This is a genomic window from Polaribacter sp. Z014 (genome assembly GCF_023555435.1).
GTDB lineage: Bacteria > Bacteroidota > Bacteroidia > Flavobacteriales > Flavobacteriaceae > Polaribacter.
Genome location: NZ_JALCZP010000004.1, coordinates 188,212 through 201,071, shown reverse-complemented (window position 1 = coordinate 201,071; position 12,860 = coordinate 188,212). Strand labels below are relative to the sequence as shown.

At 30.6% G+C, this 12,860-nt stretch carries 12 protein-coding genes and 2 tRNA genes; 7 read left to right on the top strand and 7 right to left on the bottom strand.

Annotated features, from left to right (window positions below; genetic code table 11):
* Position 1: 1 nt before the first annotated feature.
* The 3 genes from pdhA to MPF19_RS07810 all read right to left on the bottom strand — a co-directional run bounded on the left by pdhA (position 2) and on the right by MPF19_RS07810 (position 2,544).
* The gene (gene pdhA / locus MPF19_RS07820) at positions 2 to 991 is read right to left on the bottom strand and encodes a pyruvate dehydrogenase (acetyl-transferring) E1 component subunit alpha (RefSeq protein ID WP_203393889.1); all 990 of its coding nucleotides are present in this window, start codon (positions 989 to 991) and stop codon (positions 2 to 4) included.
* 132 nt (positions 992 to 1,123) lie between these two features.
* Positions 1,124 to 1,798 (bottom strand): hypothetical protein, encoded by a 675-nt coding sequence (locus tag MPF19_RS07815; protein ID WP_249987618.1) that lies wholly within the window; start codon positions 1,796 to 1,798, stop codon positions 1,124 to 1,126.
* A gap of 77 nt (positions 1,799 to 1,875) precedes the next feature.
* Positions 1,876 to 2,544 carry a M15 family metallopeptidase gene (locus MPF19_RS07810; protein WP_249987616.1) on the bottom strand — a complete coding sequence of 223 codons (669 nt, stop codon included), beginning with the start codon at positions 2,542 to 2,544 and terminating at the stop codon, positions 1,876 to 1,878.
* 123 nt (positions 2,545 to 2,667) lie between these two features.
* Between MPF19_RS07810 and ctlX the strand changes: the two genes are divergently transcribed.
* Together ctlX and MPF19_RS07800 are read left to right on the top strand one after the other, a co-directional pair.
* Positions 2,668 to 3,603 carry a citrulline utilization hydrolase CtlX gene (gene ctlX, locus MPF19_RS07805; protein ID WP_249987613.1) on the top strand — a complete coding sequence of 312 codons (936 nt, stop codon included), beginning with the start codon at positions 2,668 to 2,670 and terminating at the stop codon, positions 3,601 to 3,603.
* 107 nt (positions 3,604 to 3,710) lie between these two features.
* Positions 3,711 to 4,385, top strand: a complete 675-nt coding sequence (locus tag MPF19_RS07800) for a PrsW family intramembrane metalloprotease (RefSeq protein ID WP_203393893.1) — start codon at positions 3,711 to 3,713, stop codon at positions 4,383 to 4,385.
* 102 nt (positions 4,386 to 4,487) lie between these two features.
* On the opposite strand, the gene pafA is transcribed toward MPF19_RS07800, so the two are convergent.
* A complete protein-coding gene (pafA, locus tag MPF19_RS07795) occupies positions 4,488 to 6,128 on the bottom strand; it encodes an alkaline phosphatase PafA (RefSeq protein ID WP_249987611.1) in 1,641 nt (546 codons plus the stop codon).
* A gap of 108 nt (positions 6,129 to 6,236) precedes the next feature.
* On the opposite strand from pafA, the gene MPF19_RS07790 reads away from it, so the two are divergent.
* From MPF19_RS07790 to MPF19_RS07770, 5 genes are all read left to right on the top strand, one after another.
* Complete coding sequence (locus MPF19_RS07790; RefSeq protein ID WP_203393895.1) at positions 6,237 to 6,977, top strand: MlaE family ABC transporter permease; 741 nt, start codon at positions 6,237 to 6,239, stop codon at positions 6,975 to 6,977.
* A gap of 3 nt (positions 6,978 to 6,980) precedes the next feature.
* Positions 6,981 to 7,754: an ABC transporter ATP-binding protein gene (locus tag MPF19_RS07785; RefSeq protein WP_203393896.1), complete on the top strand. Its 774-nt coding sequence runs from the start codon at positions 6,981 to 6,983 to the stop codon at positions 7,752 to 7,754.
* A gap of 55 nt (positions 7,755 to 7,809) precedes the next feature.
* Positions 7,810 to 7,882 (top strand) — tRNA-Lys (locus MPF19_RS07780).
* 117 nt (positions 7,883 to 7,999) lie between these two features.
* Positions 8,000 to 8,072 (top strand) — tRNA-Lys (locus MPF19_RS07775).
* A 121-nt stretch (positions 8,073 to 8,193) separates the two neighbouring features.
* Positions 8,194 to 9,678 (top strand): DUF389 domain-containing protein, encoded by a 1,485-nt coding sequence (locus MPF19_RS07770; RefSeq protein ID WP_203393897.1) that lies wholly within the window; start codon positions 8,194 to 8,196, stop codon positions 9,676 to 9,678.
* Between the two features lie 187 nt (positions 9,679 to 9,865).
* On the opposite strand, the gene MPF19_RS07765 is transcribed toward MPF19_RS07770, so the two are convergent.
* Genes MPF19_RS07765 through MPF19_RS07755 form a run of 3 tightly spaced genes read right to left on the bottom strand, consistent with a single transcriptional unit; the run spans position 9,866 to position 12,740 of the window.
* A complete protein-coding gene (locus tag MPF19_RS07765) occupies positions 9,866 to 10,462 on the bottom strand; it encodes a SprT-like domain-containing protein (protein WP_203393898.1) in 597 nt (198 codons plus the stop codon).
* 20 nt (positions 10,463 to 10,482) lie between these two features.
* The gene (locus MPF19_RS07760) at positions 10,483 to 11,163 is read right to left on the bottom strand and encodes an SDR family NAD(P)-dependent oxidoreductase (RefSeq protein ID WP_249987609.1); all 681 of its coding nucleotides are present in this window, start codon (positions 11,161 to 11,163) and stop codon (positions 10,483 to 10,485) included.
* A 59-nt stretch (positions 11,164 to 11,222) separates the two neighbouring features.
* A complete protein-coding gene (locus MPF19_RS07755) occupies positions 11,223 to 12,740 on the bottom strand; it encodes a hypothetical protein (protein WP_203393900.1) in 1,518 nt (505 codons plus the stop codon).
* Positions 12,741 to 12,860 lie beyond the last annotated feature (120 nt).

The following is a 12,860-nucleotide window of genomic DNA, read 5'->3' as shown; positions in this document are numbered from 1 at the left end:
TTTAACTTATAAAAGGATAATCTTCTTGTTCGTAAACCATATCATACATTTGCTTAAGCTCTGGATAAGGAGAGTCTTCTGCGAATTGTTCACATTCTTTTACTCTTACTTTTACGTCCTTATCTATAGCCGCTAATTCTTCAGCAGTAGCATATTCTTGTTCTAAAATAATATCTTTTACTTGCGTAATAGGATCTATTTTTTTATATTCTTCTACTTCATCTTTTGTTCTGTAATGCTGTGCATCAGACATTGAGTGACCTCTATATCTGTATGTTTTCATTTCTAAGAAAGTTGGTCCATCACCACGTCTAGCTCTATCTAAAGCTTCATCAATAGCTTCTGCAACTTTTATAGGATTCATAGCGTCTACTGGTCCACAAGGCATTTCGTAACCTAAACCAAGTTTCCAAATATCGGTATGACTTGCAGTTCTTTCTACAGAAGTACCCATTGCATACCCGTTGTTTTCACAGATAAAAATTACAGGTAGTTTCCATAACATAGCTAAATTAAATGCTTCGTGTAAAGAACCTTGTCTTGCAGCACCATCTCCAAAACAAGTTAAAGTAACACCACCGGTATTATTATATTTATCACCAAAAGCAAGACCAGCACCTAAAGGAATTTGTCCTCCAACGATACCATGACCACCATAAAAGCCAAATTCTTTAGAAAAAATATGCATAGAACCTCCCATTCCATGAGATGTTCCGGTAACCTTTCCATACAATTCTGCCATTACACGTTTAGGATCTTCTCCCATACCAATTGGTTGTACGTGATTTCTGTAAGCTGTAATCATTTTGTCTTTAGATAAATCCATTGCATGCAATGCACCTGCTAAAATTGCTTCTTGACCATTATATAAGTGCAAGAAACCTCTAACTTTTTGTTGAATGTAAACAGAAGCAAGTTTGTCTTCGAACTTACGCCAAAAAAGCATGTCTTTGTACCAATCTAAATAGGTTTGTTTGGTGATTTTTTTCATTTTTAGAGATATTGTTATTTTAATCGTTTAAGCAGTTATTATATTAGATATAATATGAGCACAAAAATAACTTTTTTATGTAGAATAAAAAAACTAGATTACTTTAAAATAAAACAAAATATTTTAAGGTAGTTATTTGTCTTTAGCTATTACTATTGTTGCTTTAGCACCTGTTGCTAAATTCCATTCATTAGAAGAGAGTAGTAGGCCTGCATCATTATAAACTTTAAAAGCGGCAGTATTTGGCCCAGAAGAACCTTGGTTTAAGGCTTTAAAAGCAATTTTATTAATACCAACCTCTAAAGGGATATTAAATTTTTGATAACTTTGTTTTAGGGTAATGTTATGAATAACCGGAATATCATTTACAAGTATGGTTACTTTATCTCCGTCTGGGTATTGGAAGTCTCTACAGATAATGTTTACACTTTTAGAATCTGTTCTAAAACTACCTAAGTCTTGATCTATTACGGGATAAAGGTATTGTCCGTTTATTTTTTTAAAAGCCTTTAAAAAATGTTCTTCTCTTAGCTTTTCTTTTGTTAAAATGCCTTTATTATTAAGATCCTCTTCTTCTTTTTGTTTTTTTAATTTATCGTTTTCTTTATCAAAAGCATTTTTAAAACCATCGCTTCCAGCCAATTCTAATGCTTTAGGTTTTGTAACTTCTTTAGAATTATTTAAAACAAGTCCTTTAGTGTTACCTTTTTCTTTGGTTCCTGAATTAGAATCTAACTGTGCAGATAATTGATAAACAGAGAATAAGGAAATAGTTAAAAAAAGAAGAAAATTAATTTTTGTTTTCATTTATATGATGCTTTCAAGCAATTCTGCAAATATAATGCCGATTTTGAGCGAAGTTGTTTCTGTTTTGTTAAAACTTCTTATTCTATTGGAAAATTAAAATAGGTAGTAGGAAAGGGTTCATGTCTTAAAGTAAAATGCCACCATTCGTTATTGTAAGGTCTAAAATTATATTTAGCCATGATATTTCTAAGTAGCATTCTGTTTTTTTGTTGTTCTGGAGTGATGATTTTAGAGAGGTAATGAGACTTGTTTCCAAAATAATCAAATGAACTACCCATGTCTAGTTCTTTGCCTGTTTTTGTATTTACAATTGTTAAATCTACAGTACTTCCTCTTGAATGTCCAGATTTAGAGGCAATATAACCTCTTTTAAATAATTGCGATTTTGGCACATCTGGATAATATACTGATTTCATTAACGTATCTTCTAAAACCTTTGCCCAACGTACAAAATGATTTACGGCTTGTTGAGGTCTGTAGGCATCAAATATTTTAAGACTTAAACCCTTTTTACGGAGGCTTTGTTGCACTTTTATAAGAGCGTTAGCAGACGCTTTTGTAACAATTATACAATTTTTATGATATCCATCAATTGGTTTTCCTATAAAATTATTATTGCTAAAATATCGTAATTCTAGTTGTATAGATTTATCTAGGTCAGATAAATAGACAAATCCATCGGGAAGTTTTTGTCCGAAAGAATAAAAAGAAATTAAGAATATAAAAATTGGAAGTATCTTTTTCATGAAGTAAAAATAAACAAAAAGATAATAATAAACTTTTAGAATGATTTTATATCCAAAAATAAAATCATTCAAATCTATAGTGATTAAAAAAAAGGCTAATTTTGTTTTAAATAAATGAATTAAATGAATCAAACTACAAATACAATTTTAATGATTCGTCCTATTGCTTTTAGGATGAATGAGCAAACTGCTGTAAATAACTATTATCAAAAAGAAATTGATGATACACTTCCATCAACAATAAATACAAAAGCACAATATGAGTTTGATACTTTTGTAGAAAAATTACGCAGTTTTGGAATTCATGTAATTGTAGTTTCTGATACAAAGGAGTCTGATACCCCTGATTCTATTTTTCCTAATAATTGGATTTCTTTTCATGAAGATGGTACTGTTGCGATATATCCTATGTTTGCAGAAAATAGACGCTTAGAAAGACGAGAGGATATTTTAGAAGAATTAGAAAAGGAAGGTTTTTTAATAGAAAATATAGTAGATTATACTTCGGCAGAAGAAGATCATATATTTTTAGAAGGAACAGGAAGTATCTGTTTAGATAGAGAAAATAATAAGGCATATTGTGCGCTTTCTCCTAGAGCAGATGAAGAATTGTTTATCGAGTTTTGTGAGGATTTTGAATACACGCCAGTTGTTTTTACAGCGAATCAGACAGTAAATGATAAGAGAGTAGCAATTTATCATACCAATGTTATGATGTGTGTTGCAGAAAACTTAGCTGTCATTTGTTTGGCTTCTATTGATGATAAATCTGAACGTAAAAATGTGTTGAAACATTTAAAAGAAGATGGTAAAAAAGTAATTGATATTACGGAGGAACAAGTAACTAATTTTGCAGGAAATATGTTGCAAGTTCGTGGTAAAGATGACGAACGTTTTTTAATAATGAGTCAAGTTGCTTTCAATTGTTTAACACAATCGCAAAAAGCACAAATAAACAATCAGTGTAAAATTATTTCGAGTCCTTTAGATACTATTGAGTTTTGTGGTGGTGGAAGTGCACGTTGCATGATGGCAGAAGTTTTCTTACCTAAGAAATAATATTAATTTTTAAAAAGAAATAAGAAAAACGTAAAGTTATAAAAGAAGTTTAAGCCTAATTTATACTAATCTTTACGTTTTTTATAAAAATCTAGTTATATTTTCTAATGCATTTACTTCTTCTTGCTATTGCTCCTGCTACGGTTATTATACTTTATATTTATTTTAAAGATAAGTTTGAAAAAGAACCGATTCCTTTTTTATTTAAGAATTTTCTTTTAGGCGCAACTGCAAGTGTTTTAATAACTGTAATTCTTGGTGGGTTTGCTGATAAATTATTTCCTATAACAGAGGTTACAAATATTTTTCAACAGTTTATAAAAGCCTTTATAGTGGTTGCTTTTGTTGAAGAGTTTTCTAAGTATGTAATTGTAAAATATTTTGCACAAAGAAATAAAGAATATAATGAGCCTTTTGATGGTATTGTATATGCTGTTATGGTTTCTATGGGATTTGCCACGTTAGAAAACGTATTATATGTTTTTCAACATGGGGTTTCTACAGGTGTTATACGGGCTTTTACGGCGGTACCGGCACATGCTACTTTTGCAATTTTAATGGGTTATTTTATGGGGAAAGCTAAGTTTTCTAAAAATAGAATAGCTTTAAATTTAGCAGGGTTGTTCTTTGCAGTACTTTTTCATGGGGCTTATGATTTTTTTCTGTTTATCAACTTTATTCCAGGGATTTCTATAGGAGCCTTTATTTCTTTAATATTAGGAATTGTGCTTTCTAGAAAAGCGATAAAAAAACACCAAAACAGTTCTGTTTTTAAAGTATAATTAAAAAGCAACCCCAAAAATTTATTTTGGGGTTGCTTTTGTAGTTTTATTTTCCAGAAATAGGAGTCTAAAATAATCTTTTAACCAATTAAAATGTGCTATTTACTTTTCTAAAACTTCATCAATAACAACACCACTTGTTCCGTTTGGAGCTTCAATCTTTAATAAGTTTGCAATAGTTGGTGCAATATCTGTAATATTATATCTTTTAGATGATGCCCCTTGTTTGATACCATTACCATAGAAAATAATTGGTACATGGGTATCATAAGAATAACCAGAACCATGGCTTGTGCCTGTTTTGCCTCCGGTTAAAGTAGCAGGATAAGGAATCATTAAAACATCTCCAGATAATTTTTGATTATAACCATTTTGTAGTGAATTCAAAATACCTGAAGAGAAATGTGTTGTTTGTAAAGTTCTTGCAGTTACAGCTTTGTAAATTCCATCAAAATTAAGGACTTCATCTGCTAATTTTTGAGCTACAGTGTTTACTTCTAAACCTAAAGATTCTATTTTTTCTTTGTTTAGAAATATTTGATAATTAGAAACGTTTTCAATTAAATCTACAGAATTAAAATACTTTTTAGTAGTTTCTAAAATAAATTCTTTAAACTTTTTAATATTTAAATAATGAGCAGGAATTTTTAAAGATTGTAAATAAGCTGGTGTATGAACAGCTGCATGATCTGCCGTTAAAAATAATGTATAATTATCTTTTCCAACTTGTTGGTCTAAAAACAGTAGTAAATCTGCTAAATCTTTGTCTAAACGTAAATAAGTGTCTTCTGTTTCTATGGCAGAAACGCCATATTTATGACCAACATAATCTGTTGGAGAAAAACTTACAGCTAAGAAGTCTGTGTATTGGCTTTTACCTAAGTTTTCACCTATAATTGCTGCTTTAGCAAAGTCTGCAGTAAATGTATTACCAGCAGGTACAGTTTTTATTAAATCGAAATTTCCGTTTTTAGATCGTAATGCTTTTAGGTCTTTCGGAAAAGTTGGAGTTTTTTGTCCTTTAAGTTTTCCTTCAAAGATATTATCGTCAGCTCTACTATTGGTATATGTTTTTATATCGTATAGTGTTTTCCAAGGAGTATTAAGATATGTATCTGCCTTGTTGTTTGCATTAAAATCTTTAACCCATTTTGGTAATTTATTCATATAAAAAGTACTGGTAACCCAGGTATTAAAATTACCACCATCATACCAATAAGCAGCATTTGCAGAATGACCTGCAGGTAAAATTGCAGATCGATCTTTTATTGAAACTCCAATGGTTTTTCCATGCATGTTTTGAGCCAAGTGTAACTGGTCTGTTATGGTTGACGTAAAAAGTCTCTTAGGTGATTTTTGCCCATATTTTCCATTGTTTCCAACGGTTTCATAAGAAGAATCATCTACACAGTAAATAGATTTTTTTAAATATTTGTCATACCAATTGTTAGAAATAATTCCGTGTTCACTTGGCGTTGTTCCGGTATAAATAGAAGTGTGTCCAACAGCTGTATAGGTTGGTATATAATTATAATGAGCGTTTTCTAATGAAAACCCATTTTTTAGGATTCTATTAAATCCGTCTTTTCCAAATCTATCAGAAAACCGAGTTAAGTAATCGTATCTCATTTGGTCAATAACAACACCTACAACTAATTTTGGTTGTAGGTGTTGTGCTAATATTTTATTGTTTCCTAAAAAAAGAAATAAGCATAGAAAACTAAAAAGATATTTAAATTTCATAAGTACAGATATAAATTATAGACCAAAAGTAATTATTTTTTGGTTTGATTTTGTCAATTTAACAGACTATTAATGATAATTTAATACTTTAGCACAAAATTAAAATGAATGGGTTACCTAGAACATATTGGTAAATATTTTCTCATGTTAGGTCGTGTTTTTAAAAGACCACAAAAAGGAAAAGTTTTTTATGAAGCTTTGGTAAAAGAGATTGACGAATTAGGCTTAAAATCTTTAGGGATTATTATGTTTATTTCCTTTTTTATTGGAGGTGTAATTGCATTGCAAACTGCTTTAAATTTAGACAATCCTTTTATTCCGGAATCTTTAATCGGTTTTGCCGCTAAACGTTCAATTATTTTAGAATTTGCGCCTACTTTTTGTTCAATTATCTTAGCAGGTAAAGTTGGGTCTTATATAACATCTAGTATAGGTACAATGCGTGTTACAGAACAAATTGATGCTTTAGAAGTTATGGGAATTAATGCATTAAGTCATTTAGTTTTACCTAAAGTTATTGCTACTGTTTTCTTTTATCCTTTTTTAATATCATTAGGGATGTTTTTAGGTATTTTAGGAGGATGGGTTACTGGGGTTTTATCGGGGCTTTTTTCTGGTGCAAGTTATATAGAAGGAATTCAAACAGATTTTGATCCTTTTTTATTAACCTATGCAATTATTAAAACGTTAGTTTTTGCCTTTTTAATTGCTACAGTACCTTCTTATCATGGGTATTATGTAAAAGGAGGATCTATAGCTGTAGGTAAAGCAAGTACACAAGCTGTGGTTTGGACGACTATTTTAATTGTAATAGCAAATTATTTTTTAACTCAAATGCTTTTAACCTAAAAAATGATAGAAGTAAATAATTTACATAAAGGTTTTGGAGAAGCAAAAATATTAAAAGGTATTTCTGCTACTTTTCTTCCTGGCGAAACTAGTTTAATTATTGGTGAAAGTGGTTCTGGTAAGACGGTGTTTATAAAATCTTTAATAGGTTTGCATACCCCAGAAGATGGTACTATTTCTTTTGATGGTAGAATAAATACAAAATTTACAGAAAAAGAAAAACAGCAATGGAGACAAGAAATTGGTATGGTTTTTCAAGGAAGTGCATTATTCGATTCTCAAACGGTACAAGAGAATGTAATGTTTCCTTTAAAAATGTTTACTAATCAATCTAATGTGGAGATGTTAGATCGTGTAAATTTTGTTTTAGATAGAGTTAATTTACAAAATTCAAATAAAAAGTTACCAGCAGAGCTTTCTGGAGGAATGCAAAAAAGGGTTGCCATTGCAAGAGCTATTGTAATGAACCCAAAATATTTGTTTTGTGACGAACCAAATTCTGGTTTAGATCCTAGAACTGCAATTGTGATAGATAATTTAATTCAAGAAATTACAGATGAATATAAAATTACAACCGTAATTAATACGCATGATATGAATTCTGTAATGGAAATTGGAGAAAAAATAATTTTTTTAAAAGAAGGTAGGAAAGCTTGGGAAGGTACTAATGAAGATATATTTAAAACTGATAATGAAGCTGTTGTGAGTTTTGTGTATTCTTCTAATTTATTTAAGAAAGTTAGAGAAGCATATTTAAATGAAAAAAAATATAAATAGATTTGTTTTATTTAATTTAAAGTATATCTTTGCAGCCGCTTAAAAGGAAATAAACGACCTGGTAGCTCAGTTGGTAGAGCATCTCCCTTTTAAGGAGAGGGTCCTGGGTTCGAGCCCCAGCCCGGTCACAAAATTTTAAAACTTCATAGATATGTGAAGTTTTTTTATTAAAGTAATTGCATCGAGAAGCGTTGTTTTTCGAATTTTAATTAAGCGTATATTTTAGTCATTAAGATAAAATAAATGACCTGGTAGCTCAGTTGGTAGAGCATCTCCCTTTTAAGGAGAGGGTCCTGGGTTCGAGCCCCAGCCCGGTCACATTAAATTAGAAGCTTCACAGAAATGTGAAGCTTTTTTTATGCAAAAAAAAATAGAGGCTGTTTAATTGTCGGTTTTAAATTTTTGTATCTTTCCCAAGTTAAAAAGAAACTTAATTTTGATGGAAGAAGAAAATAAGGTAGTTGAGGAAAAGGTAGATCAATCTAAGCAAGAAATGAAAGATGAAGCTAGGGGATTACTCTCTAGTATAAAAAGATATTTAATAGAACTCTTAGACTTTAGACACGATACAGACCATGAAGCTACCATGGAAGCTATTAAAGCAGATATTCCTTTTAAAGGGGCTACTGCTTGGATTCTTATTTTTGCTGTCTTTGTGGCTTCTATTGGGTTAAATGCAGATTCTACTGCTGTGGTTATTGGAGCCATGTTAATATCTCCTTTAATGGGGCCCATTTTAGGTATTGGAAGTGCCTTTGCAATTAATGATATTGATGTTTTTAAAAAATCAGTAGTAAGTTTAACTACCATGATTGTGTTAAGCTTGTTAGCGTCATTTGTATTCTTTTATTTTTTTCCTTTAAGTGAAGATACTTCAGAGTTATTAGGCAGAACAAAACCAGATATTAGAGATGTACTGATAGCTTTTTTTGGTGGTTTGGCCTTAATGGTTGCTAAAACAAAAAAAGGAACTGTAGCTTCTGTAATTTTTGGAGTAGCAATTGCTACTGCTTTAATGCCTCCATTGTGTACTGCTGGTTATGGTTTGGCAAAAGGTTTTTCTGGAGATGTTGTTGGGTTTACGTACGCTTTTGGTGCCTTATATTTGTTTACTATTAATACTATTTTTATCGCTTTGGCAACCTTTATAGTCTTAAAGTTGTTGAGTTTTCCTATGCATAAATACGCAAATGCAGCAAGAAGAAAACGGTATGCCACTGTTGCAACGGTTGTAGGTATTGCTGTTATGATTCCTGCAGTGTATACATTTTTACATGCTTTGGAAGAAAGTAGAGTAAATGCACAGTTAAAAACCTTTGTAAAGAATGAAGTAAAGACTATTGAAAATTTTCAACTGATAGAGGAGGATTATGATTCAGATACTAAGGTTTTAAAGCTAAATTTCTTTAATGAAGTAAGTGCTGCGGAGAAAAATATGTTAGAAAGTAGTTTGGTTAATGACCCAAGATATGATCGCTTAAAAGAAGTGAAAATTAATATTAAAGGAAGTGATACTAAAAGTTTTGAGTTGATAACAACAGCTTACACAGAGAAAAAGGAAGAGTTGATTGAAAGTAAAAAACAGATAGAAGAACTTCAAAACAAAATAATCCAATTAGAAGGAACTATTTCTGCTTTAAATACAAGGATTGAAAATGATGCACTGCATAATGATAAAAATGCAATTGCTTTTAGTAGAATTTCTAAAGAGGCAAAAATTCTATATAGTGATATAGAAGAAATCGGATTTTCAAAAGTTTTATTTTCAAAAGATTTTATTAATATAGATACTATTCCTACGGCAACTATTAAATGGAACTTAAAGTTAACAGATAGCATTATTAACATAAAAGAAAGTAAATTACGTCCTTGGTTGCAAAAAGAAATGGATTTAGATACGTTGTTTCTCAAAAGAGAAAGATAAGCTTTAAGGAGCTTTCTAAAAGTTTTGAATATTGTCATACTGAACTTGTTTCAGTATCTTAACCTATCTATATTCAATATTCATAAGAATCTGAAATAAATTCAGATTGACAAAAAAATAACTTGTTAGATAACCTAATTTGTTAAACGAATTACTCTATAAGTGATGTTATTAAGGTAGATAAACGCTAACCGTTTTTATAAAATTCAATTTCTACATTTTGATTGAATAAATAGACTTTCTTGTTACTCATATTCATGCATTCATAACGCGTTCTACGTTTATTTCCTCTTTTGTAGATCGTGTTTTTAAAGACGAATAAACTACCAAAAGGAATATCAAAAATAAAATGTTTGCCAGTTTCTGCTACATTTCCTCTTAGGGCTAAAGATAAATCGGCATCAGTATCTGTACTTGCTTTTGGGTTTTTAAAATACCTAGCTAAAAAAGGTAGCATCTCCATGGGGTAAATTTCTGGACGTAAAAAAGGCAACATTAAATGCTGAAAAACCATTTTCCATTCCTTACCGTGAGGTTGTACGCGTCCAAATTTTTGATGCGTAACATGATGGGCAATTTCGTGCACTAGCGTTAGTAAAAACTGATATTTATTAAGATTATTATTTACCGTAATTTGAAACCTTCCGTCTGGTAATTGTCTAAAATCACCATGTTTTGTTTCTCTCTGATTTACAATTTTTAGCGTAAAAGAATGCTCGTTTATTAGAAATTCTATAAACGGAATTGCTTTTAAAGGAACGAAATTTTGATAATTTGAATTCAATTTTTAATTTTGCTTAGTGCTTACGGGTTTGTAGATGAAACTTGTAATACTTTACCGTTATAAAACTTATTTCCTGTTAAAGAGAAGTCAAAAATATAATTTGCCATTTCTGTAGCAGTGGTTGGAGCTTCATATCCAGGAAAAGCTTCTTCTAGCATTTCTGTTTGTACAGCGCCTAAAGCTAAAACATTAAAAGCTATTTGTTGTTCTTTATATTCTTCTGCTAATAATTCTGATAAAGTAATTACAGCGCCTTTGGCGGATGAATATGCCGCTAATCCAGGGAATTTTAGACTTCCTTGAATTCCACCCATAGAGCTTATTGTAACTACATGACTTCCTTTTTGCATAAAAGGAATCATTAATTTAGTGATTTCTGCAACAGCAAAAACATTCACTTTATAGACTTCTAAAAAATCATCAGAAGATAAATCTGTAAAAGGTTTGTTAATTAATTTACCTGCATTATTAATTAAAACATCAACTTGTTTCCAATTATCTTTAATATAATCTGTTACTTTTTTTAAATCTGAATTTACAGATAAATCAACAGAAAATAATGTAATGTTTTTATGATTGAAATCAGAAAGTGGTTTTGTGTTTCTAGATAAAGCTAAAACATTGTGTCCGTTTTCTGCAAATTGTTTTGCTAGTTCAAAACCAATTCCTCTACTGGTTCCTGTTATAACTATATTTTTCATTTGTAAAAATTTAAAGAAGCAATTTGCTTCAATTTATTTGTCTATTAGTCAAAAGAAAATTACTCTTCTTTTTCAAAAGTAATATGTTGATATGCTCCAATATCGGGGTTTGTTGTTCTGTCAACCCCTAAAATATCTGTAGAAAAAGCAGTTGATTTTGCTTTGTTAATAGCATCAGACACTTCGCCAATAATAAAATCACTGTTTTGAGTATCTCTAAAATGAGCTTTTCCATTTATAATATTGTCTTGGTAAAAAGAATTGGAAAAATCTAATTCGGAATTATCGGCATAACTATCATTATAGTCTGTAAATTTAATCATAGAATTGCGAACGTTGTAGTTGAAGATTCCGCCTCCATCAACTTTGTCTAAGATAAATTCTATATTATTGTTTCCATCAAAAATACAATTGGTAAAATTTGCTGCATGTAAATTTCTTGTTTCAATAATTTCTTGTCCGGTTGCATCCGAATACACAAAAAAGTTGTTCACTAAAACAGCAGGTAGTTGACGTAAACCGCTGTTCCAATAGTTTGCAAAAGTAGAATGCGTAAAATTATAGGTTCCTCCAATAGTTGCTGCTAAAGAAACTTGTCCTGCAGCACCAATTACCACATTGTTTCCTTCAATATTTGCTTCTCTACCTAAAATACCATAGCTAGAATTATTGTAAATTTCTGTGTTTTGTAGTTTTAAAGTTGGGGTAGAAGGAGTACCGATACTATCAACCAAAATACCTATTATTCCGTTTTTAATAATGGTATGGCTCATTTCGTTGTCTTTACTTCCGGCACGCATCCAAATAGTACCCCATTGTCCGGCGGTTTCACTAAAAGCATGTTCTAGGCGGTCGCCTTCAAAAACTACTTTTTCAGTTAAAGTGCCGTTTACTTTTAAAGTAGCTTTATCATCTACAATTAAACCAGAATTATCATGAAAATATACTTTTGCTCCAGCTTCAATAGTTAATGTTTTATTAGCGGGTACAGCAGCAAAACCATAAATAACAGTAGGTTTTATATTGGTAATTGTTAGCTCTGAGTCCGTTAAAAAACGACCTTTTAAAGTGGTTGGTTCTCCGTTTAAAGTTAGGCTATCAATTTTCATAGTAACGGCATCTTTACCCGGAAAAATAAAATTAGCATCCTGCACTAAAGTAACCAGGTCTACATCTTGTAGAGAACTTCCTGAGTCGAATAAAATTCTATCTGTGTAAAGCGGATTTAAAACATTGCTAGCATTTATAGTAGTTTCTACAAATATAAAAATACTGTCTTTGGCAAGAATATCAATGTCTTTAAAATCTTTTCCAGGAATTCCATCTACATTTAATCTGTAGTTAGAACTTGTTCCGTTTTCTAATTTTATTTCAGGAATGGTGATTGCGTTTTTTCCTCTGTTGTAAACCTTTAGATTATAGGTTGCAGAGCCAATATTTGTAAATATGGTATCTAAAAAAACGGTGTCTTTAGAGAATTCTAATTTTCCTAAACTAGGTGTAGTGTCAAAATCTTTTCTACAAGAACCTAAAGAAGCAACAATAATAATTAAGAAGAGGTATATAGTGTATCTCATGTTGTTTTTATAAAAAATACCACTATACATAGCAATATGTTGTCTATGTTTCTATGTGGTAAAACTTGTTTTTATTTTTAAATCTTAAAATGTATTAAGGTTAGAACTTTTTATGATGAT

Bases quoted from the DNA above. Each gene is read 5' to 3' on its own strand.
- ctlX (WP_249987613.1), top strand. From the start codon at position 2,668: ATGAATCAAACTACAAATACAATTTTAATGATTCGTCCTATTGCTTTT.
- MPF19_RS07790 (WP_203393895.1), top strand. From the start codon at position 6,237: ATGGGTTACCTAGAACATATTGGTAAATATTTTCTCATGTTAGGTCGT.
- MPF19_RS07755 (WP_203393900.1), bottom strand. From the start codon at position 12,740: ATGAGATACACTATATACCTCTTCTTAATTATTATTGTTGCTTCTTTA.
- MPF19_RS07760 (WP_249987609.1), bottom strand. From the start codon at position 11,163: ATGAAAAATATAGTTATAACAGGAACCAGTAGAGGAATTGGTTTTGAA.
- MPF19_RS07810 (WP_249987616.1), bottom strand. From the start codon at position 2,544: ATGAAAAAGATACTTCCAATTTTTATATTCTTAATTTCTTTTTATTCT.
- pdhA (WP_203393889.1), bottom strand. From the start codon at position 991: ATGAAAAAAATCACCAAACAAACCTATTTAGATTGGTACAAAGACATG.
- MPF19_RS07800 (WP_203393893.1), top strand. From the start codon at position 3,711: ATGCATTTACTTCTTCTTGCTATTGCTCCTGCTACGGTTATTATACTT.
- MPF19_RS07770 (WP_203393897.1), top strand. From the start codon at position 8,194: ATGGAAGAAGAAAATAAGGTAGTTGAGGAAAAGGTAGATCAATCTAAG.
- MPF19_RS07815 (WP_249987618.1), bottom strand. From the start codon at position 1,798: ATGAAAACAAAAATTAATTTTCTTCTTTTTTTAACTATTTCCTTATTC.
- pafA (WP_249987611.1), bottom strand. From the start codon at position 6,128: ATGAAATTTAAATATCTTTTTAGTTTTCTATGCTTATTTCTTTTTTTA.
- MPF19_RS07785 (WP_203393896.1), top strand. From the start codon at position 6,981: ATGATAGAAGTAAATAATTTACATAAAGGTTTTGGAGAAGCAAAAATA.